At 51.1% G+C, this 19,169-nt stretch carries 20 protein-coding genes; 6 read left to right on the forward strand and 14 right to left on the reverse strand.

Translation table 11 applies throughout. From position 1 onward, the window contains the following. Window positions 1-22: 22 nt before the first annotated feature. The 4 genes from AC53GJ_RS15195 to lnt are packed head-to-tail and all read left to right on the forward strand — an operon-like array spanning window position 23 to window position 4,175. Window positions 23-1,165 carry a PhoH family protein gene (locus AC53GJ_RS15195; RefSeq protein ID WP_496728928.1) on the forward strand — a complete coding sequence of 381 codons (1,143 nt, stop codon included), beginning with the start codon at window positions 23-25 and terminating at the stop codon, window positions 1,163-1,165. Further along, entirely contained in the window at window positions 1,162-1,620 is a 459-nt protein-coding gene (gene ybeY, locus AC53GJ_RS15200; RefSeq protein WP_496728930.1) for an rRNA maturation RNase YbeY, read from the forward strand. Before AC53GJ_RS15195 ends, ybeY begins: the two co-directional genes overlap by 4 nt. A gap of 19 nt (window positions 1,621-1,639) precedes the next feature. Continuing rightward, window positions 1,640-2,518 (forward strand): CorC family transporter, encoded by an 879-nt coding sequence (locus AC53GJ_RS15205; protein ID WP_496728932.1) that lies wholly within the window; start codon window positions 1,640-1,642, stop codon window positions 2,516-2,518. A gap of 25 nt (window positions 2,519-2,543) precedes the next feature. Continuing rightward, window positions 2,544-4,175 carry an apolipoprotein N-acyltransferase gene (gene lnt, locus AC53GJ_RS15210; protein ID WP_496728934.1) on the forward strand — a complete coding sequence of 544 codons (1,632 nt, stop codon included), beginning with the start codon at window positions 2,544-2,546 and terminating at the stop codon, window positions 4,173-4,175. Between the two features lie 97 nt (window positions 4,176-4,272). Here the strand turns inward: lnt and AC53GJ_RS15215 are convergent, their stop codons facing one another. The 4 genes from AC53GJ_RS15215 to AC53GJ_RS15230 form a co-directional block, all read right to left on the reverse strand. Next, the gene (locus AC53GJ_RS15215; protein WP_496728936.1) at window positions 4,273-5,208 is read right to left on the reverse strand and encodes a chemotaxis protein; all 936 of its coding nucleotides are present in this window, start codon (window positions 5,206-5,208) and stop codon (window positions 4,273-4,275) included. A 158-nt stretch (window positions 5,209-5,366) separates the two neighbouring features. After that, window positions 5,367-6,671, reverse strand: coding sequence for an RNA polymerase sigma factor (locus AC53GJ_RS15220; RefSeq protein WP_496728938.1), 1,305 nt, complete (start codon window positions 6,669-6,671; stop codon window positions 5,367-5,369). 6 nt (window positions 6,672-6,677) lie between these two features. Beyond that, complete coding sequence (locus tag AC53GJ_RS15225) at window positions 6,678-7,034, reverse strand: YciI family protein (protein WP_496728940.1); 357 nt, start codon at window positions 7,032-7,034, stop codon at window positions 6,678-6,680. Window positions 7,035-7,047: 13 nt separating this feature from the next. Continuing rightward, a complete protein-coding gene (locus AC53GJ_RS15230) occupies window positions 7,048-7,590 on the reverse strand; it encodes a YybH family protein (protein WP_496728942.1) in 543 nt (180 codons plus the stop codon). 77 nt (window positions 7,591-7,667) lie between these two features. Here AC53GJ_RS15230 and AC53GJ_RS15235 point away from each other — a divergent pair, with 77 nt between their 5' ends. Beyond that, complete coding sequence (locus tag AC53GJ_RS15235) at window positions 7,668-8,219, forward strand: glycine zipper 2TM domain-containing protein (RefSeq protein WP_496728944.1); 552 nt, start codon at window positions 7,668-7,670, stop codon at window positions 8,217-8,219. 58 nt (window positions 8,220-8,277) lie between these two features. On the opposite strand, the gene AC53GJ_RS15240 is transcribed toward AC53GJ_RS15235, so the two are convergent. Genes AC53GJ_RS15240 through AC53GJ_RS15250 form a run of 3 tightly spaced genes read right to left on the reverse strand, consistent with a single transcriptional unit; the run spans window position 8,278 to window position 10,000 of the window. After that, window positions 8,278-9,309, reverse strand: coding sequence for an alpha/beta hydrolase (locus tag AC53GJ_RS15240; protein WP_496728946.1), 1,032 nt, complete (start codon window positions 9,307-9,309; stop codon window positions 8,278-8,280). Then, window positions 9,306-9,665: an antibiotic biosynthesis monooxygenase family protein gene (locus AC53GJ_RS15245; protein ID WP_496728948.1), complete on the reverse strand. Its 360-nt coding sequence runs from the start codon at window positions 9,663-9,665 to the stop codon at window positions 9,306-9,308. The genes AC53GJ_RS15240 and AC53GJ_RS15245 overlap by 4 nt, the downstream gene beginning before the upstream one ends. Further along, entirely contained in the window at window positions 9,662-10,000 is a 339-nt protein-coding gene (locus AC53GJ_RS15250) for an NIPSNAP family protein (RefSeq protein ID WP_496728950.1), read from the reverse strand. The genes AC53GJ_RS15245 and AC53GJ_RS15250 overlap by 4 nt, the downstream gene beginning before the upstream one ends. A gap of 93 nt (window positions 10,001-10,093) precedes the next feature. On the opposite strand from AC53GJ_RS15250, the gene AC53GJ_RS15255 reads away from it, so the two are divergent. Continuing rightward, window positions 10,094-10,771 carry an ArsR/SmtB family transcription factor gene (locus AC53GJ_RS15255; protein WP_496728952.1) on the forward strand — a complete coding sequence of 226 codons (678 nt, stop codon included), beginning with the start codon at window positions 10,094-10,096 and terminating at the stop codon, window positions 10,769-10,771. Here the strand turns inward: AC53GJ_RS15255 and AC53GJ_RS15260 are convergent. The 7 genes from AC53GJ_RS15260 to AC53GJ_RS15290 form a co-directional block, all read right to left on the reverse strand. After that, window positions 10,753-11,781 (reverse strand): S41 family peptidase, encoded by a 1,029-nt coding sequence (locus AC53GJ_RS15260; RefSeq protein WP_496728954.1) that lies wholly within the window; start codon window positions 11,779-11,781, stop codon window positions 10,753-10,755. The genes AC53GJ_RS15255 and AC53GJ_RS15260 overlap by 19 nt on opposite strands. 192 nt (window positions 11,782-11,973) lie before the next feature. Continuing rightward, the gene (locus AC53GJ_RS15265) at window positions 11,974-13,596 is read right to left on the reverse strand and encodes a methyl-accepting chemotaxis protein (protein ID WP_496728955.1); all 1,623 of its coding nucleotides are present in this window, start codon (window positions 13,594-13,596) and stop codon (window positions 11,974-11,976) included. A 221-nt stretch (window positions 13,597-13,817) separates the two neighbouring features. Then, window positions 13,818-14,141: a hypothetical protein gene (locus AC53GJ_RS15270; RefSeq protein WP_496728957.1), complete on the reverse strand. Its 324-nt coding sequence runs from the start codon at window positions 14,139-14,141 to the stop codon at window positions 13,818-13,820. A gap of 68 nt (window positions 14,142-14,209) precedes the next feature. Then, entirely contained in the window at window positions 14,210-15,271 is a 1,062-nt protein-coding gene (locus tag AC53GJ_RS15275; protein ID WP_496728959.1) for a LacI family DNA-binding transcriptional regulator, read from the reverse strand. Window positions 15,272-15,319: 48 nt separating this feature from the next. Further along, on the reverse strand, window positions 15,320-15,991 hold the full coding sequence (locus AC53GJ_RS15280; RefSeq protein ID WP_496728961.1) for a DUF2959 domain-containing protein: 672 nt from the start codon (window positions 15,989-15,991) through the stop codon (window positions 15,320-15,322). Then, complete coding sequence (locus AC53GJ_RS15285) at window positions 15,981-18,401, reverse strand: Lon protease family protein (protein ID WP_496728963.1); 2,421 nt, start codon at window positions 18,399-18,401, stop codon at window positions 15,981-15,983. The genes AC53GJ_RS15280 and AC53GJ_RS15285 overlap by 11 nt, the downstream gene beginning before the upstream one ends. Window positions 18,402-18,473: 72 nt before the next feature. Then, a complete protein-coding gene (locus AC53GJ_RS15290; RefSeq protein WP_496728965.1) occupies window positions 18,474-18,926 on the reverse strand; it encodes a zinc ribbon-containing protein in 453 nt (150 codons plus the stop codon). Between the last annotated feature and the right edge of the window lie 243 nt (window positions 18,927-19,169).

Raw genomic sequence — 19,169 nt, forward strand, 5'->3', positions numbered from 1 at the left:
TCGTTAACCAGAGACAGGACCCTTGGATAACCCAATCAGCAGCATTGAATTTACTGTAGAACCCACTGACCACCAACGGCTGTCGCTGTTATGTGGCCCCTTCGATGACCATATCCGCCAGATTGAACGGCATTTTCGGGTGCAACTCAGTTTTCGTGATGATAAGTTTCGCCTGCTGGGCTTAAGTAGCCAGCTACCGCTGGTGCAACAACTGGTGCAACAGCTCTATGCTGAAACTGCGGGCAACAATGGCAAACCACATCCTTTGAGCGCTGAACAAGTGCATCTGGCGATCAGTGCGGTTGGCCACCCGGCGGCGCTGGTGCAAGTCGATGAACAGGCGCAGGAAATCAGCATCAAGACCAAAAAAGGTCTGATCAAAGGCCGTAATCCAAACCAGAGCCGTTATGTCGCCAATATCCTGCGGCATGATGTGACTTTTGGTATTGGTCCGGCCGGGACTGGCAAAACTTATCTGGCCGTGGCCTGTGCTGTGGATGCACTGGAAAAAAATCAGGTGCGGCGCATTGTGCTGACCCGCCCAGCGGTGGAAGCCGGCGAAAAACTGGGTTTTTTACCTGGCGACCTGGCGCAAAAAGTCGACCCATACCTGCGTCCGCTGTATGACGCGCTGTTTGATATGCTAGGGTTTGAAAAAGTAGAAAAATACTTAGAACGTGGCACCATTGAAATCGCGCCGCTGGCCTATATGCGGGGCCGTACTTTAAGTGATGCCTTTATCATTCTGGATGAAAGCCAGAATACCACGGTCGAACAGATGAAAATGTTCTTAACCCGGATTGGCTTTAATTCCAAAGCCGTGATCACCGGTGATGTCACTCAGGTCGATTTACCCCGTGGCACTTATTCCGGCTTAAAGCATGCGATTGACGTATTATCGGCGGTAGACGCCCTGAGTTTTAACTACTTTGCCGCCAAAGATGTGGTGCGCCACCCGGTGGTGCAAAAAATAGTCATTGCTTATGAAGCTTTTGAAGCGGCTGCTGCCGCGAAAAAGCAGGCGGAACGCGAGGCCGAACAAGCCGCCAGACTCGCTGCAACGATGCCGGTGCCGACGCCAACGGCGCTTACCAGCGAAACCACGGCAAAAAGCCGCAGCCGTCAAAAAAAGATCATCAACAGCCCCGATACTGAGACACCATGAGTATTATTCTGGATTTACAGCTGGCTTCAACTGCCAGCGATTTGCCGACCGAAAGCCAGATCCAACAATGGCTGGATGCGGCTATTTTGCCCTTTCAGGCCGAAGCTGAAGTGACAGTGCGGATTGTGGATGAAAGCGAAAGTCAGCAACTGAATTTTGATTATCGCGAAAAAGACAAACCCACCAATGTGCTGAGTTTTCCATTTCAGTGCCCACCAGGTATTGAACTGCCGCTACTGGGCGATTTAGTGATTTGCGCTGGCGTGGTGGCGCAAGAAGCCAAAGAGCAGCAAAAAACGCTGACCGCACACTGGGCGCATATGGTGGTGCACGGTAGCTTGCATTTACTTGGCTTTGACCATATAAATGATACTGACGCTTTGGCAATGGAAGCGGAAGAAATACAAATTCTGGCAGAACTTGGTTTTGCCGATCCTTATTTGATGCAAGACTAACGGAGCTGGTTTTTTTATTATGGGTGACGACAATCCACACTCGGGACGCGGTTCTGCCGCCAGAACATGGTTAGAACGTATTGCTGCCATTTTTACTGCAGAACCACAACAAGTATCCGATCTGGAGGAGATCATTGCCGAAGCCAATTCGCGCAATCTGATTGATGCCGATACCAAAGGTATGCTGCAAGGCGTGCTGGATGTTTCCAAAATGCGCGCCCGCGATATCATGGTGCCGCGCTCGCAAATGGCCACTATTGACATTGACCAGCCACTGGCGGAGTTCCTGCCTATTTTGCTGGAAAATAATCACAGCCGCTATCCTGTGGTCAATGAAGATAAAGACCATATCGAAGGCATTCTGATTGTCAAAGACATCCTGCAGTATGCCTTAACACCGGATGTGGAATGGCAACTGCGGGATTTATTGCGCCCGGCCGTGATTATTCCGGAAAGCAAAAGAGTCGATGCCCTGTTAAAAGAATTCCGACAAAAACGCTACCACATGGCGATAGTGGTGGATGAATACGGCGGCGTGTCTGGCCTGATCACCATTGAAGATATTCTGGAACAAATTGTCGGCGACATCGAAGATGAACACGACGATGAAGAAGATGACGATATCCGTAAACTGGGCAGTCATGTGTTTATGGTTAGTGCCCTGACGCCGGTCGATGAGTTTAATGAAAGTTTTGGCACTGGTTTTGATGAAGAAGAAGCCGGTACCATAGGTGGCATTGTGCTGCATGCTTTTGGTCATATGCCGGCCAAAGGCGAAACCATTGAACTGGGCGGTCTGACCTTTAAAGTCAGCAAAGCCAACAGCCGCCGACTGGTGCAACTGCAAGTGGTCCGGCCAAAACCGGCAGCCGAAACCGAAGGCGCTGCCGCAGACTAACCAAGTCACAACAGGACGGACTGGATTGAACAAAGAAGTAAAGCCACAACGGCCCGCCGACGGCGCGCCGCTGCAAACTTATCTGCTTACCACAGCACAGGGCTGGCAGTTGCGATTGGCACAACTGCCCCTGTGGCTGCGAAGTGTGCTGCTGCTGCTGGCGGGACTGTTAAATACCCTCGCCTTTGCACCTTATCAGCAGCACTGGTTACCCGTGCTGACACTAGCACTACTGGCATTACTGCTGCACAGCAGTGGTTCTGCCCGTCAGGCCGCCTGGCTGGGTTTTTGTTACGGCTTGGGGTGGTTCGGACTTGGTATTAGTTGGGTGCATGTCAGTATTGCCACTTTCGGCGGCATGCCATTACTGGCAAGCCTGAGTATTATGGCGTTACTGGTGGCCTACTTAAGTTTGTTTCCGGCACTGGCGGCTTATCTGGCACGTCGGCTGGCACCAGCGGCTGGCCAATTTGCCCTGATCCTCGCTTGTTGCTGGGTGTTAGCAGAAAACTTACGCTCCTGGCTCTTTACCGGTTTCCCCTGGTTGTCATTAGGTTATAGTCAGACTGAAGCCTATCTGGCGCCTTTTGCCCCGCTGATTGGCGAAACGGGCATTACACTGCTGCTGGTGCTGGCCGCTGCGTCTGTGGTGCCCTTGTTGCATCGGCGTTGGCTGGCTGGTCTGTGGATCTGGCCACTATTACTGCTAAGTCCCCTGCTGACAACGTTCAATGGCTGGCAGTATCGCGGCCAGGACGTCAGTGTCGCGCTGGTGCAAGGCAATATCCGCCAGGAACTGCGCTGGGCGCCAGAGCAGGAATTGCCAACGATGACCAAGTATCTGCAACTGACCAAACCGCATTTAAACCGCCAGTTGATTATCTGGCCGGAAGCGGCAATCCCACAGCTGGAGCCGCTGGCGCAGGCTTATTTAATCAATCTGGATCTGCAGGCCGCTGAACAAGGTAGCGCTATTGTCACCGGCATCCTGGATTACAAACGCAATGGCGATGCTTACAACGGCATGGTGGTGCTGGGTCAGCATCAACAAAAGGCCAGCCAGGGCGATTATCGCTACGAAAGCAGCAACCGCTATCAGAAACACCATTTATTGCCGATTGGTGAGTTTGTGCCTTTTGAGCGCTGGCTGCGGGATGTGGCGCCGTTTTTTGATTTACCCAACAGCTCTTTTGCCCGTGGCGCCTGGCAACAACCCAACTTACAGGCCAATGGTCTGCATTTACTGGCAGCATTGTGTTTTGAGATTGTGTTCCCGCGACAAATTCAGGCGAATTTTACCGATCAAACCGATTTTTTATTAACGGTCAGCAATGATGCCTGGTTTGGCGATTCCATCGGCCCTCAGCAACATATGCAAATTGCCCAGATGCGAGCGTTGGAATTTGGCCGGCCTTTGCTCAGAGCCACCAACAATGGCGTGACTGGCATTGCCAGACCTGACGGTAGCCTGCAAGCAGTGCTGCCGCAATTTAGCGACGGCGTGTTAACGGCTGAGGTCAGTCTCAGTCAGGGCCGCACGCTGTACAGCAAAACCGGCGATAGTTTGTTGTTATGGCTGGTCGCTCTGGTATTGGCCTTTCAGTTACTGTGGCCACGCTTATTTCCAGCCTCAGCCACAACTCTGCAAAGAGACTAAGGCAAATGGCTGACACGACTGTGCTCAGCCAAGCCATGCACTGCAACCCAATAAAAAAACGCGACTAGCGCGTTTTTTTATTGGGTTATCACAACAATTACGGTGCGGTACTGGTTGCCATCCATTGTTGCACCGCGGATACCAGCTCATCCGGATGGAATTTGGCAATAAACTGATTGGCTCCCACTTTACTGACCATGGCATTGTTAAACACGCCACTGAGCGAGGAGTGTAAAATTACATGGATATTTTTCAACTGCTCATGGGCTTTAATTTCGGCGGTTAACGTATACCCATCCATTTCCGGCATTTCGATATCGGAAATCAGCAGCGGTACTTTAACCGACAAATCACCACCGAATTCAGCCGCTTTGGCCAGCAACCAGTCCAGCGCCAATTTGCCATCGTTTACGGTCTGAATTTCCACCCCAATAGCACCCAGCGCCCGCTTGACCTGATTACGCGCCACCGCCGAGTCATCAGCCACCAGCACAATCAGATTTTTAAAATCGATATCTTTGGATTTTTCTTTCACCGACTCACTGACGGTTTCATCAACCGGTGAAATTTCGGAAAACACTTTTTCCACATCCAGAATTTGCACCAGTTTGTTGTCGACTTTGGTCACTGCGGTGACGTAGTGCGCTTTGCCTGCCCCTTGCGGCGCTGGCATAATTTGTTCCCAGTTACTGCTGATAATCCGATCAACGCCTGCCACCAGAAAGCCCTGGGTGTGGCGGTTGTATTCAGTCACCAGCACATAAGCATTGGTTAAATCGGTGATGGCTGCGCCGCCTGTGGCCATACTCAAATCAATCACGGTGACAGGCTCACCCCGCAAATGCGCAATGCCCCTGACATTCGGATGGGCACCAGGCAGGCTACTCAACTCAGGGCACTGTAACACTTCCCGTACTTTAAACACATTGATACCAAACGGCTGACTGCCATTGAGCCTGAACAACAACAGTTCCAACCGGTTTTGTCCAACAATATTGGTTCTCTGGTCCACACTGGACAACAAACTACTCATGATTTTCCTCACCCGATCGGTGGCGCGCGCTAAGGGTTCGCTGTCGCCCGCTGAACATGCTATCAAGATAGGCGAAATATGCTAAAAATGCTCGTGCTTTCAAACCTAAAGCTAGTTTTCACTCAAACAATCAACTGCCATCACAGACCAGCACCGGATCAGGCGCAACTGGCCAGCTCCGCCAGCCGCTGTTGCAAAAATTGTTGTTCCGCCGGATCTTGCGTTAAGCTGAGCGCTTGCCGGTAATCGGCTTTGGCCTGCGTCAGCTGTCCCAACTGACGATAAAAATCCGCCCGAATCGCATACAACAGATGATAATGCTTTAACTCTGGCAATGCCGCTAATGGCTGGAGCAAAGTTAAGGCCACCGCAGGCCCCTGACACATCCCCTGTGCCACCGCCTGATTTAATGCCACTACAGCTGAAGGTTCCAACCGATATAACACTTGATATAACGCGGCGATTTGTGGCCAGTCGGTACTGGCGCTATCCCGGCTTTGGGCGTGCAGGGCAGCAATCGCAGCCTGCAGCCCATAAGGCCCGATCCGGCCAGCCGTCAATGCTTGCTCGGTCAGTTGCAAACCTTCGTTGATCATGGCCTGCTCCCATAAACTGCGATCCTGCGCAGCTAACAACACTATCTTCCCTTGTGGACAGCGCCTGGCATGTCGTCTGGCATGCTGTAATAACAACAACGCCAGCAAACCACAACTTTCAGCATCAAAGTGTAACAGCAGCAGTTGCCGCGCCAGTTGGATTGCCTGCTCGCACAAGTTGGGGGCTAACTGTGTATCGTTAACAGAACTGTGCTGGGGCTGTGAGAACTGGGGGTAAGAGTAACCTTCGTTAAACAGCAGATAAATTACTTTATGCACCGCTTGCAGCCGCTCCGGCAACTGCTGTGGTGGCGGGATCTGATAAGGGATCGCCGCCGCTTTAATTTTTTGTTTCGCCCGCACTATGCGCTGCGCCAGTGTTGGGGCAGTTTGCAAAAATGCCCGGGCTATCTGTTCAGTGGTTAAACCACAGACTTCACGTAACGTCAGTGCCAGCTGCGCCTCCACCGCCAGCGCCGGGTGACAGCAAGTAAAAATCAGCCGCAAATAATCATCCGGCCACAGTTCACTCTGCAAAGCCGGATCTGCGTCATCGACCAAAGCCTGGCAAAGTTGCGGCCAGACATCTGTCTCTGGTTGACTGAATAACTCCGGATCCAGCGCCACAAAACGACGCTGTTGCCGCATTTTATCAATGGCCTTAAAACGCCCCGCCGAGATCAACCATGCCAACGGGTTTTGCGGTATGCCCTGCTCCGGCCATTGTTGCAATGCCGCACTGAGAGCTTCCTGCAACGCATCCTCAGCCCGGTCAAAATCACCGAGCAAGCGGATCAATGTTGCCAGCAACTGACGTGAATGCTGTTGATACAAGTCCGCCAGTTGCTGCTGGCATGCCGTCGCCATCGAGGATTACAGCGTCGGCTCAGCAGCCAGTTGCCGGATCGGTCTGACTTCAACCGACCCAACCCGGGCAGCCGGAATGCCTGCAGCCAGTTGCAAAGCTTCGTTTAAATCGCGGGCTTCCACTAAATAAAAACCAGCCAGTTGCTCTTTAGTTTCGGCAAATGGACCATCGCTGAGCAACAACTGGCCATTGCGCAACCGCACAGTAGTCGCCGTGGCAACCGGCTGCAGTGCCTCAGCGGCCAGCATACGGCCGCTGGCGGCCACCTGACTGGCATAGGCCATACATTCGGCATCCTTTGGACTTTGTGGCAACGAATGTAAAAACTGCTCGTTACTGTAAACCAAACATAGGTATTTCATGCTGCTCATTTCCTTATTCAGGCTGTAATGAAAATAAGGTTTCGCCGGTACTGCTGTCAAATGGTACTGAAAAGTGCTCATGCACCACCCGCCACTGCCCATCCAGCAATTGCCAGCATTGGGTACAGCGTAACCAGCTACTTTGCATCTCACCCTCTGCATTGCTGCCGCCACACAAGGTCAGCGCATGACTAAACGCCAGCTCGCTACCGGCACTGATTTCCAGTTGTGCCAGCTCAAAGCATGAAGGACCACAAAGGGATAAGCACAACTGCCAATGCGCCCGATAAGCCTCTAAACCACGAAATTGCAGCTTAGATACCGCATCAAAGGCCCGGATATCCGGCGCATAGATGGCAAGGATCTGCGCTAAATCTTTTGTCGCCACTGCCTGACACCATAAAGTTAATTGCTGACGGATCTGTTGTTCAACCTGTTGCATCAATTGCTCCTGTTGTTTTGACTGCTGTTGCTCTGTTAGTCGAATCGGCTGGCCGCGTTTCGACCAAACGGCAAAAAAATGTCGATGTTGCTGCTGATTGAACATGTCGGCCATAGCATTCAGCTTATGTACAGCCAACCGCGGTTAAATTGCAGCTATCTTCGCCAATTGGCTGTTTTAAGGACATCATCATGAATAATTCAATGTTAGTAGGTTCAATTCTGGGTGCTATTGCTGTAACCGCATTAGGTTCAGTCGCTGGTTATAAATATCTGGATCAGGAACCACAATATGCTGAAGTGGTGAGCAGCAAAGCGGTGCTGGAAAGTTACAGCGAGCCGGTGGAACAATGCAAAGATGTGATTGTGCAGCAGAAAAAAGCCGTACAGGACGATCATCAAATCGCCGGGACCGTATTAGGTGCAGTGGTTGGCGGTGTGCTGGGCAATCAAATCGGCGGGGGGTCTGGTAAAAAAGTGGCCACTGTGGCAGCAGCTGCCGCCGGCGGTTATGCTGGCAAACAAGTGCAACAGGACATGCAAAACAGTGATGTAGAAAGCCGCAGCAAAAAAGTCTGTAAAACAGTGCAGCAGCAAAAACAACGCACTGTTGGTTATGATGTGCGTTACCTACACAAAGGTGAATTAAAAACCGTGCGGATGGAGACTGAACCTGGTCACAAAATTATGTTAAAAGACGGTCAGGTGATAGCTGCCACCTTACCGGCAACCAGCACCCAATAATCTGGTCAACCCGTTGCGCTGTCGCAGTCAGCAACACTTTCCGACTGCGATAGCATAGCTATTGAGCTGTTTTTAATAAAAAATCGCTGACCGACTGATAAAGTTGCTGCCGGTTTTGTTCCAGATGTAGTACATGAGTGCCTTGTTTTATTTCCACATCACGCTTGAGTTTTGCTTTCACTAATGCCTTCAGCAACTGCTTGCTATGCTCCGCCGTGGGATAGTTGTCATATTCACCGCGGATCAATAACACTTTGGCAGTAATTTTCGCAGGATCATAAAACGACTTTCCACGATAAAAATCGTCCACATCCGCTTGCGGTCCTGCCGGAAACAGCACCATCGAATCCTGCTGGTATCGATCAGAGGCCAACCACGCCTGGCCCCACTGCTGGAATAACTCAGCCGCCAGTAAGGGTCTTTGCTCTGCAGGCGCCAGCGCATTTAACGCTGCTACCCTTTGTTGCGGCGTCATTGCCGTATAAGCCGGTACTTGACTGACAGGCCTGCTTTCTTTGCTGACCACTGCGGTAATAGCCGCATACAACACCAAACGATGCACTTTCGCCGGATGTTCGCCGGCAAACCTGGCGGCCACAGCGGCGCCCCAGGAATGCGCGATCAGATCAATCCTGCTTTGTTGTTCCTGGCTCAGAATGAAATCGACCGCTAAATTCAAATCCTCAGCCACCACAGCGCCCCGCCCGAGCGGCGGTGCGGCTTTATGATGTTGCACCATCTCGGGATATCGATCTGAATCGCCATAACCTAAAAAATCGACGGTATACACTGTAAAACCAGCTGCGGTTAACTGATCGACCCAGGACTGGCCGGCCATTTTAAAAGCAAAGGAAAGTTTTGCGGGAAAAGATGAACCATGCACCAATAAAATGGTACCCGCTGGTGTAACATGCTTCGAACTGTAACGCTGCAAGCCAAGCTTCAGCTGAGGGATCCGGCTGCTGATCTGATAAAATTGTGGCACCGTTTTATTCATCTGTATGTTATCCGTTGTTTCCTTCGTGGCGGCATCGCTGCTGATTGAGAGTATGGGCAACAGGCTTAGTGCAGCTAATATTAATAATTTCATTGGGTTATCCTTTGTGTACTGGCAAATTCAGTGGCAGGTAGCGCTTGCCGACGATCAGCCAGGCCATAGTCACGCACCACGGTCGCCACTCTGAGCCGGTAACTGGCAAATAAGCCGTCACGACCCTGTTGCTGCGCCAGTTGGTGCTGCCAATGCTGACGCCAGGCCTGGACGGCCTGTTCATCGCGCCAAAACGACAAGGACAGATAACTGCCAGCCTTGGTCACACTCTCAAACCGCTCTACCGAAATAAAGCCGTCGATGGTTGGCAGCAAGGCTGCTAACTCGGCCGCCAACGAAAAGTAGCGATCGGTACCATCACTGTTGGGGGTCACTTCAAAAATCACCGCGATCATAACGACCTCAATGCAGGCTGCTGCGCAGTTGACGGCACCTGGGTTAAAAAAGAGCGCCATTCCTGCAAAATAAACTGATGCTGTCTGGCAAAAGCAAAATTCTGCAACGCTGCACTATCGTGCTTTAATCTGTGGCGGTAGGCTTCATAGTCGGCCAGGCTATGAAAATTAATTAAGCCAAAGGCCCGATCATTACTGCCTTCATGGGGTAGAAAATAACCCAGCAACTGACCCCCACAGGCAGGTATAATCTGCCCCCATTGCTCGGCATACCTGGCAAATAAATCCAATTTAAACGGGTCAAGCCGGTACTCAATAAAACATGTAATGCTCATCCATAGGTCCTGTTGTTTGTTGTTGCTGCCTGGCAGTGTAATCAAACAAATTTGAAATGCTTCGATGGGCATCGAACTATAGAGAAAACTGAGATGGAACCTAATATTGCCGTCGTGGCCATGCTGATAGGCGACAACGCCCGCGCCAGGATGCTAACCGCGCTGCTGGGGGGGAAAGCACTGACGGCGACCGAACTGGCACTGGAAGCAGATATTATGCCGCCAACTGCCAGCAGTCATTTGGCAAAACTACTAGGTGGCGATTTAATCTGTGTCCGCAAACAAGGCAGGCATAAATATTTTCAGCTCAAAGACCATCGGGTGGCAGCATTACTGGAACAATTGCTGAGCATCAGCGCCAGCAGCAGCCAGCAGGTTGCCACAGGTCCGGCCGATAGCGCATTGCGACAAGCACGGGTTTGTTATGATCATCTGGCGGGTGAAAGCGCAGTCGCCTTGTATGACAGCCTGCTACGCCAACAATTGATTACCGACCATGTCGATCAGGTGAACCTCACCAGCCAGGGCATTGAATTTTTCCAGCACTGCCAGGTCGATTTTTCTAAGCTGAACACCAGCGCCAGACCCCTATGTAAAGCTTGTCTTGATTGGAGTGAAAGACGCAATCATTTAGCAGGTGCCCTCGGCCACTGGATATTGACGGATTTATTAACCAAAGCATGGGCCAGCCGCGAACCTGACAGCCGAGTGATTCGTTTTAGCCCGCAGGGGCTCGTGGCCTTTCGCCGTCGTTATGGCATCACCGGCTGATCTTTAAAGCTGCAGCCACTGCAGTTGGGGCTGGCCTTCACTTCGGCCACGGCCAGCGCATGGGCTTTTGCCACGGCGTCTTTAGCATCGAAAAAATAATCCGGCACCACCCCTTGCTCAGCCCAGCTGGCCGGAGCTTTAGGCTGAGCAATCACGCCATGGCTATATTGCAATGACAATTTGTCGCTGACTTTGACCACAGTTTCCAACTGGTGGATCCCCATCGTGGTTTCACCGACAATCACGGCCTGGTTTCGTTTTTGTAGCGTATCGGCAAACAGCTCCCAGCCGCCTGCCACAAAAGCTGACGTAACAATATAAAGGGGTAACTCCTGCTTCAGCCTGGCCGCAGAAGGAATTGGCGCAGCAATCAGGGTATCGGTATGCTGGTTAAATTTCAGCCTTGCCAGTTCAGTACCCGGCGGCACAAAATAGCTGAGTAATTGCTGTACCAAAGACAGCTTGCCGCTGTCGGCCTGTTGTAGATCAATGATTAACGCATCAACCCCGGCTAAAAACTGTAACTGCTGCGCCAGCACCGCAGCGTTATCCGGGAAATTAAACTGACCGCGTAGTTGTAAGTAACCAATATTATGCGCTGAGATCTCAGCCTTGACAGCATCATGCTGCAAGGCGGCCGCAGCCCGCTGCTTTGACGGCTCACTTAACAACGCAGCATCATCGTGCTCAAATAAGCTCAGACTTGGATCCCGCGTCGATTGCACCAGCCAATGTGTCAGTTGATGCTTTAAATGCGAAATGTCTGAATAACCGTCAAACTCCCCCAGCGCTAACTTTGCCAATAGCTGTGCTGAAACGGTTTTGCCGGTCGCAGGCTCGGCGTAATGATGTTGTAGTTCATCGGCAATATTGCGGATGGTGACCTGGATCTCCGCCTTTGATAAAGCCCCTGCCGCGACGGTTTGTTGCAGTTGAGGTTGCGGTTGCGGTTGCGCCAGGGCTGACCAGCCGCATAACAACAAAACAGCAAACAGCCATTTGAAATGCATCAATGCATCCTTTGCTTTAGTGATTATCATCAGCCGTCAGCGCTAGTTACCAACGGCCTGCCTTAAGTTAAATTTGATACCTGGGCATCAGATTTTATTTTACCCAACCTGCATGCAACTTCAGCAGGTTGGTTATTTTAGCCGCCTCGTTGATATGCAAAAGTGTACAGCAAAAAGCCACCACAGCGCGGCTCAAACTTTAAAGCGGATCACCAGGGCATTTAACTCCACTGCCAGCAAGGACAATTGTTGCGCCGAACTGGACGTTTGATTGGCGCCTGCCGCTGTTTGAGTTGCCAGATCGCTAATGTTGACAATGTTCCGGTCAATCTCACGTGCCACTTTGGCTTGCTCTTCCGCTGCGCTGGCGACCACCAGATTGCTGTCACTGATTTTATTAATCTGGCTGGTAATTTCAGCCAGTGCCTGACCTGCACCACGAGCGACTTTTAAGGCTTCATCGGCCGTTGCGGTACTGTGTTGCATCGCATCAACCGCTTCTTTGGTACCGCCTTGCACCTTCGCAATCATGCCTTCAATTTCGCGGGTCGAAAGCTGGGTGCGATGTGCCAGCGCTCTGACTTCATCCGCCACCACGGCAAAACCGCGACCGGCATCGCCGGCACGGGCAGCTTCGATAGCAGCATTGAGCGCCAGCAAATTAGTTTGATCGGCAATAGCCCGGATCACATCCAGCACTTTACCAATGTCCTGCGCCTGTTGGGCCAGACCGCCAATCAGACCTGATGTCATGGCCACATCTTCTGTCATCCGGACTATAGCACCAACTGTCGCTTCCACTTGCTGCTGGCCCTGGGTCGCCACTTTGGCAGAAGCCACTGAAGATTCAGACGTTTGCGCCGCTGTCTGCGCCACTTCGTCGACCGCCGCACTCATTTCAGTGATTGCAGTCGCCGCTTGCTGAATTTCATCATTTTGTTGTTGTAAGCCGCGCGAGGCATCTTCAGTCACTGAATTGAGCTCTTCGGCAGCTGAAGCCAGTTGATCCGAAGAATTGGCGATATGGGAAATGGCATCACGCAACTTGCTCTGCATTGCAGCCAGCGCAGCCAGCAACCGACTAATTTCATCCCGGCCGCTAACGCGGATTTGTTGGGTTAAATCGCCATCCGCCACCACCTCGGCTAGCTCAACAGCAGCGGCAACAGGTCGCACTATGCTGTTTCTTAATTGCATCGCAATCACCATGCTAAATAACAAACCCAGCACAATCAGCGTCATCATCAAAGTGCGGCTATTGCTGTAAGTTTGCACCGAAGCTTGGCTGCTCTTGCTGGCAAACTCTTTATTCAGTTGCATCAAACTGTAGATTTCTTTGGTCATCGCATCCGAATGCTGATTCAGTAACTCTATCAACTGCTGCACTTTGGTCTTATCATCACTGTCAAAGGCTGCAATGATTTGCTGTTGCTGGTTAAAGTAATCTTGCTGATGGCGGCTGAAGCTCTGATAGAGTTCACGTTCACCCGGATAGGAAATTAATTGCTCGTACTTTTGCTGCGTCACTTTCAGCGTCGCGGTCAATTGGGTGAGCCTACTGCGCACATCAGCGATGGCGGCGTCATCGGTACTCAGTAACAGCCGTAATGTCAGCACCCTGACCCGCATCATATCGACATTCATTGCTGCCAGCGTTTCCACAGACGGCAACACATTATTTTCCACTTCGTCTGCAGCAGTTCGCATCGTCGACATACTGAACAAACCGGACAGCCCGACCGTCAGGATGATAAGAGCTGCTAAGGTAAAAGCCGCCAGCAACCGCTGACCAATTTGAAAATTCCGTAACCACATGCCTGCTGTTCCTTTTGAAATAATAACGACCTGATGACGTCGATAACAGATGATTGCGTGCAATAGTACTTGCGGGCTCGATAGCAAACTCACACTAGCAGCGAATGAACTGCCACCGGGGGCAGCTGCAACTCAACCATATTATATGCAACAAAATGAATATGATAGCTTTCAAAAAGTTCTGCAAATAGTTTCTGCAGCAGTCGACAACAGGGCTAAGTTCACCAGCGGCCAAAATATTGATCGATCAATAAGGTCAGCTGTTCATTCAACTCAGCCTCCAGGCTGTCCGCATCAGCACCGTACAGGGCAAAATAACGCTGCGCTTGTGAAGGGCTCAGGGTCCGGCCAGCCAGTGTGCACTGCATCTCTGGTAAGGATTTGTCAAATCTGGGCGTCAGGATCCAACGCATAAAACCTGCGGTATGGGCAGTCACCAGCGGCTGGGAAAACTGACAAAAATCTTCAATATAATCTTTGCCTTGTGGACCAAGACAACCAGGTTCAACCCGGTAAATCACTTCCAGCACTGCTGCTGCGCTCATGTGGTTCTCCCTGTTTGCCATCAATGCCGCGGTGCACCTCAACCTGGTGTTACATCACGACGAACCCATTAACAACTTTGCCTGATCACCAAATCACAGGCCAATTCGGTTTCACCGTGCAGATCGCCAGCTAACAAACGTCTGGCGGCAACCCGGCCTTTTTCGGCACTATGCTGCTGGATAGTGGTCAGGGCCGGGAAACAACGTTCACCTTCTTCAATGCCATCAAAACCAACAATCACCAGTTGCTCCGGCACAGCGATGGCCAGTTCGCGCGCCACCATCAGGGCGGCCAGTGCAATTCGATCACTCATACAAAGTAACACCGTCGGTCGTTCAGCCTGTTGCAAGGCTTCCCGCGCCGCCATCAGCGCCTGCTCATGTTGATTGACCGGAATATGCCAGACCGCTTGCGCCGGGATCTCCCGCCCGGCCGTTTCGGCAGCAGCCAGATAACCTTCCAGCCGGCGCCTTGATATCGCTTGTTCAGATGCATAAAGCTCATGCGGCTGGATCCGGCACACCCGGTCTGATTCAATTAATCTCAGTCCCAGCACAGCAATTTTACCGGCCATCCGGCTAAACGCATGCAAGGCACTCTGCCTTGCGGTACTAAAGTTATCAATGTTGACCGAAGCCACGCCCGGAATATTACAATCGACGCTAATCAACGGCTTTTGCTGGCGCAGGATCCGTTCCAGCTGCGCCGGGTTATTGGGCGCACCATACAAAATAAAGCCATCTGGCACCGCTTCGGCGCTGCTGCTGTTGCTGTTATGTGTGCCGGATAATAACAACAGATCACGGCCTTGCTGTTGCAACACTTCGGCCACACCTTTGATCAGTTGATTGGCCACCGGATCACTGACGGAATACTCCAGCGTATCCGACAGCAATATAGCCACAATGCCAGATTTACCGGTCCGCAAGCTACGGGCAGCGGCATTGGGTCCGCTGTAACCAAGCTCAGCACATTGTTGCAGAATTTTTTGCCGCAAATCTGCCGACAGTTGATCGGGTCTGTTAAAAGCGTTTGATACTGTGGCCACTGACACTTGTAACGCCGCCGCCACTGTTTTCAGATTATGTCTTTTCGGCGGGCTCGCTGCCATGCTATTAGATTGACTCACCTGTGACCTCATCTGGCTTGCTGTCAGGCAACACCTGCCAGGCTTGTGCTATGACTGTTGCATCGAGGCAATAAACTGGTTGGATTCAGCAATAGCCCGGTTCATTTCCGTCAGTAAGTTGTTGACGTCCTGCTGTAACATACCAAATTCAACCCCAATAGCGCCAACCGCTTTTGCATTTAAATTATGTTTTAAATACAGCACATTATCATTTAGTACCCGCAGCACTGGCGGCATTTTACTTTCCGCCTTACGCATCACTTTCACCAGGCTATTAAATTGGCGCTTGGTATTAAGCAGCTTTTTTTTACTGTCAGTGCGCAGCTGTTTATTCTGGTACTGTGCCAGTTCTGCTTCCCACTCGGCAAATAAATCAAAAGCCACCAATTCTACTTTATCAATGCGTTGACTGACTTCGGCGGCGGCTTGTTTGCTGTCCTGATACTGGCTGGCCAGACTTTCATACTGTTGTTGCAGATTGCCACCATGAAAATTCAGCAATTGGCTGAGCTGGTCCAGCGCATCTTTAAATTCCTGTTGACTGTGTTGCTGCGCATCGCGCGCTTCTTCCACCCGATCGATCAGGATATCGCGTTTATGTACCCCTACTTTTTCCATGGCAGCATAATAGGCCGTGCTGCAACCTGAGCTGAGCAGCAGCGATAACGCCACAGCCCAACTGCGCAGCGATGGCTTGAACAAGCGACTGTTATTCTTCATCTGATTTTCCATTGACTAATTCAGCAATAGCTGCAAGGCGGTTGGTGGTCAGCGCATTTAAGGTTTTTTTCGGGTACTGGCCTTTTTGATTTTTCCCCCCCGCTACCAAACCTGTCAGCAACTCCAGCGCCTCGTCGACGGTTTTAACCACATAGACATGGAATAAACCTGCTGCGACTGCCGCCACCACTTCGTCATTGAGCACCAGATTTAACTGATTGCTGGCCGGGATCACCACCCCTTGCGCACCGGTCAGACCGCGCGATTGACACAAGCGGAAAAAGCCTTCGATTTTTTCGTTGACCCCACCAATGGCCTGCACCTGACCATGCTGGTTAATTGAGCCGGTGACTGCCAGATCCTGCCGGATCGGCACCAGGCAAATCGCCGAAATCAACGCACAGACTTCCGCCAGGGATGCACTGTCACCATCAATCTGACCATAGGATTGTTCCATGGCAATATTGGCCGATAACGTCAGCGCAAAATGCTGGGCATAACGGGCACCGAGATAACCGGTTAATAACATCACCCCTTTGGAGTGAATGGCTTTACCCAGTTCAACCTCGCGTTCAATATCAAGCACACCATTCGAGCCCGGATAGACAGTGGCGCTGATCCGCGCCGGCGTGCCAAAGGCGGTATCACCAATTTCCAGCACCGTCAGGCCATTGACCTTGCCGACGGCCATGCCATCACTATCAATCAGAATCTGACCTTCCTGAATATCTTCCAGAAAAGATTCACTGATGCGGCCGGTGCGGTACTGTTTGCCATGTAACGCCTGCTGCACATGGCCGGCATTGAGTTCAGCATCACCGGCCTGGTTGGCGTAATAACAAGCTTCCCGCACCAGCTCCAGCACATCAGCAAAACGGGCGGACAGTTTGCGCTGATGCTCAGCCTGGCGAAAACTAAATCTGAGCAATTGGCTCAGACCACAGGCGGTTAAAGGCCCGGCATCCAGTGCCTGAATTTGGTCCTGAATTTGCAGCGACATATCTTTCATGGTCTGGCTGCATAACGGCAAATAATGCTCAAAATCGGCCAGCACCCGGAACAGTTCATTAAATTCATCATCAACGTCCTGCACCAGATAATACAAATCGCGTGAACCGAGCAACACGATTTTGACATTCAATGGCACCGCTTTGGGCGTAATAATAGTGGAATTGGTGACGGCATGATCAGACAGGGTATCAATATTGATTTCGCCACTTTTCAGCGCCAGTTTTAAGGCATCCCACACTGCCGGTTGTGACAACAACCGATCTGCATCCAGGATTAGATAACCACCATTGGCTTTATGTAAAGCGCCGGAGCGGATCATCCGGTAGTTGGTGTACAAAGCACCTTGCTCTGAACTGTACTCCACCCGGCCAAATAAGTTGCCATAACTGGGATTGGCTTCAAAGACGATGGGGGCACCGGACATCAGCTCATGGTGCATCAGCACATTGGGCACAAAGTCGCCGATAAACAAACTGCGCAAGTCCATTTCTTCCAGTTTGTCGCTTTCCAGCTCTTCCGGCAGCAGTTCCAGCACCGCCTTGACCAGCTGTGGTTTCATCTCGCGTAAATAACGCAACACGCCCAATTCAGTGACGTAATCGTGTTCGAGCTGTTTCAGTAGCGGTTTAATCGCCTGCTCTATGGTATCGCGGCGTAAGGTGCGTAAATTTTCTGACAACTCCCGTTTCCACTGTGGTAATTCCAGCAGTTGTTCATTGAGAATAGTTTCCAGTTCAGACACCAGACCATAAAAAAACTGGCGTTTTTCGTCCGGCAGATTGGCAAACTCGGTATCGTCCAGCGGCTTGCCGTCGATCACCGGTGAAAAACTGACAGCACCATTGTCTTCATACAACACCACTTGTTTTTCCAGCGCTTTGCGCTCTACCAGCGCAATGGCGGCTTCATATTTGTCATCAAAAGTGGCATGGATGGCTTTTTTCTTGCGCTGATAACCTGGGTTATCAAAAGCTGCCGGGAAGGTATCGAGTAATTCATCAATCAAGGCTTCGATTTTTTTTACCAGCACCCGGCCTTCGCCCGGTAATAACCTGAGCGTCTGGGGGACGCGCTCATCTTCAAAGTTATTGATATAACACCAGTCATCCGGTGTTTCTTTTTCACTGGCTGCACTTTGTAAAATGTCCTGCACCAGGGTAAAACGGCCCAGCGCGGGTTCACCCATCACATACAGGTTATACCCTGGCATATCCATGCCAATGGCAAAAGATAACGCGGCTTTGGCCCGTTCCTGTCCGATAAAGCTGCTGCTAAAACCGGACACGTCGAGTGCGTCACGGATCTGATGTTCGTCAAGCTGAGGACCTAACTGATGAACAGGCAAAGCAAAAGCCTGTAACGAAGTTGAAGCGGCTTTGGTCACGGCCGGATGCGTCATGAATCATTCCCGGAAAAAAAACTGACGCCTATAGTAACAAAAACTGGCCGTAACGAAAGCCTGTCGATTAGCTCAGACCGGTAAGCCCTTGCGACTAAAGTGTAAGCCACCACATTGCAGGCAACTTTGTAATTCGCCAGGATGATAATAAGCTAAACAATGCTGACAGCTGCGACAGCAATATAATCCCATGCCAACCTGTTCACCTTGCGCATAAATACCCTGATGCTCCAGATCCTGCAACAACTCCTGCCATTCAACCTGCGTCTTATCGGTGACTCTGGATAATTCGGCCCATAAAGCTTCCGGCCAGATAGAAGGCCGTTCATCTGCTTCGACCTGGCGGCGCAAGGTTTCAACAAATAGCTGAGTTTCATAAGCAGTTAAATCTGACCCCGCTTTTAGATAAGCACGGATGGTATCCGCCAGCGCCACCAACTGACCGACCTGCTGCTGGCGGGTCTTGTCCAGCTCCTGACTGAAGTGCTGTAACCATTGCTGATATTTCTGTTCAAAACCGGCCATATTAACCTCCTCGCTACAAATCACTGCTTTGAGTGTAGTGAATAAAATCAGTTTTTGGGTTAGCTATTTTTGCTTGAGGCCTCAAAATCCGCGGGCTGCAAAGCTGTTCACGCAACAAGCAAGTTGAGCATTAATTACCCGCAAAAGGAAATTTGACCGCTGATAAGAGGTCGTTGACCGCTTTCACCTTGTGTTGGCATGGCGCTATCTATATTTTTTGCCGGCAACAAAATCGCACCCAAA

It is taken from the genome of Rheinheimera sp. B2H12 (assembly GCF_059620065.1).

Excerpts from the sequence above, each read along its gene's own strand:
- ybeY (WP_496728930.1), top strand. The coding sequence starts at position 1,162 with ATGAGTATTATTCTGGATTTACAGCTGGCTTCAACTGCCAGCGATTTG.
- AC53GJ_RS15205 (WP_496728932.1), top strand. The coding sequence starts at position 1,640 with ATGGGTGACGACAATCCACACTCGGGACGCGGTTCTGCCGCCAGAACA.
- AC53GJ_RS15215 (WP_496728936.1), bottom strand. The coding sequence starts at position 5,208 with ATGAGTAGTTTGTTGTCCAGTGTGGACCAGAGAACCAATATTGTTGGA.
- AC53GJ_RS15220 (WP_496728938.1), bottom strand. The coding sequence starts at position 6,671 with ATGGCGACGGCATGCCAGCAGCAACTGGCGGACTTGTATCAACAGCAT.
- AC53GJ_RS15225 (WP_496728940.1), bottom strand. The coding sequence starts at position 7,034 with ATGAAATACCTATGTTTGGTTTACAGTAACGAGCAGTTTTTACATTCG.
- AC53GJ_RS15230 (WP_496728942.1), bottom strand. The coding sequence starts at position 7,590 with ATGGCCGACATGTTCAATCAGCAGCAACATCGACATTTTTTTGCCGTT.
- AC53GJ_RS15235 (WP_496728944.1), top strand. The coding sequence starts at position 7,668 with ATGAATAATTCAATGTTAGTAGGTTCAATTCTGGGTGCTATTGCTGTA.
- AC53GJ_RS15240 (WP_496728946.1), bottom strand. The coding sequence starts at position 9,309 with ATGAAATTATTAATATTAGCTGCACTAAGCCTGTTGCCCATACTCTCA.
- AC53GJ_RS15245 (WP_496728948.1), bottom strand. The coding sequence starts at position 9,665 with ATGATCGCGGTGATTTTTGAAGTGACCCCCAACAGTGATGGTACCGAT.
- AC53GJ_RS15250 (WP_496728950.1), bottom strand. The coding sequence starts at position 10,000 with ATGAGCATTACATGTTTTATTGAGTACCGGCTTGACCCGTTTAAATTG.
- AC53GJ_RS15255 (WP_496728952.1), top strand. The coding sequence starts at position 10,094 with ATGGAACCTAATATTGCCGTCGTGGCCATGCTGATAGGCGACAACGCC.
- AC53GJ_RS15260 (WP_496728954.1), bottom strand. The coding sequence starts at position 11,781 with ATGCATTTCAAATGGCTGTTTGCTGTTTTGTTGTTATGCGGCTGGTCA.
- AC53GJ_RS15265 (WP_496728955.1), bottom strand. The coding sequence starts at position 13,596 with ATGTGGTTACGGAATTTTCAAATTGGTCAGCGGTTGCTGGCGGCTTTT.
- AC53GJ_RS15270 (WP_496728957.1), bottom strand. The coding sequence starts at position 14,141 with ATGAGCGCAGCAGCAGTGCTGGAAGTGATTTACCGGGTTGAACCTGGT.
- AC53GJ_RS15280 (WP_496728961.1), bottom strand. The coding sequence starts at position 15,991 with ATGAAGAATAACAGTCGCTTGTTCAAGCCATCGCTGCGCAGTTGGGCT.
- AC53GJ_RS15285 (WP_496728963.1), bottom strand. The coding sequence starts at position 18,401 with ATGACGCATCCGGCCGTGACCAAAGCCGCTTCAACTTCGTTACAGGCT.
- AC53GJ_RS15290 (WP_496728965.1), bottom strand. The coding sequence starts at position 18,926 with ATGGCCGGTTTTGAACAGAAATATCAGCAATGGTTACAGCACTTCAGT.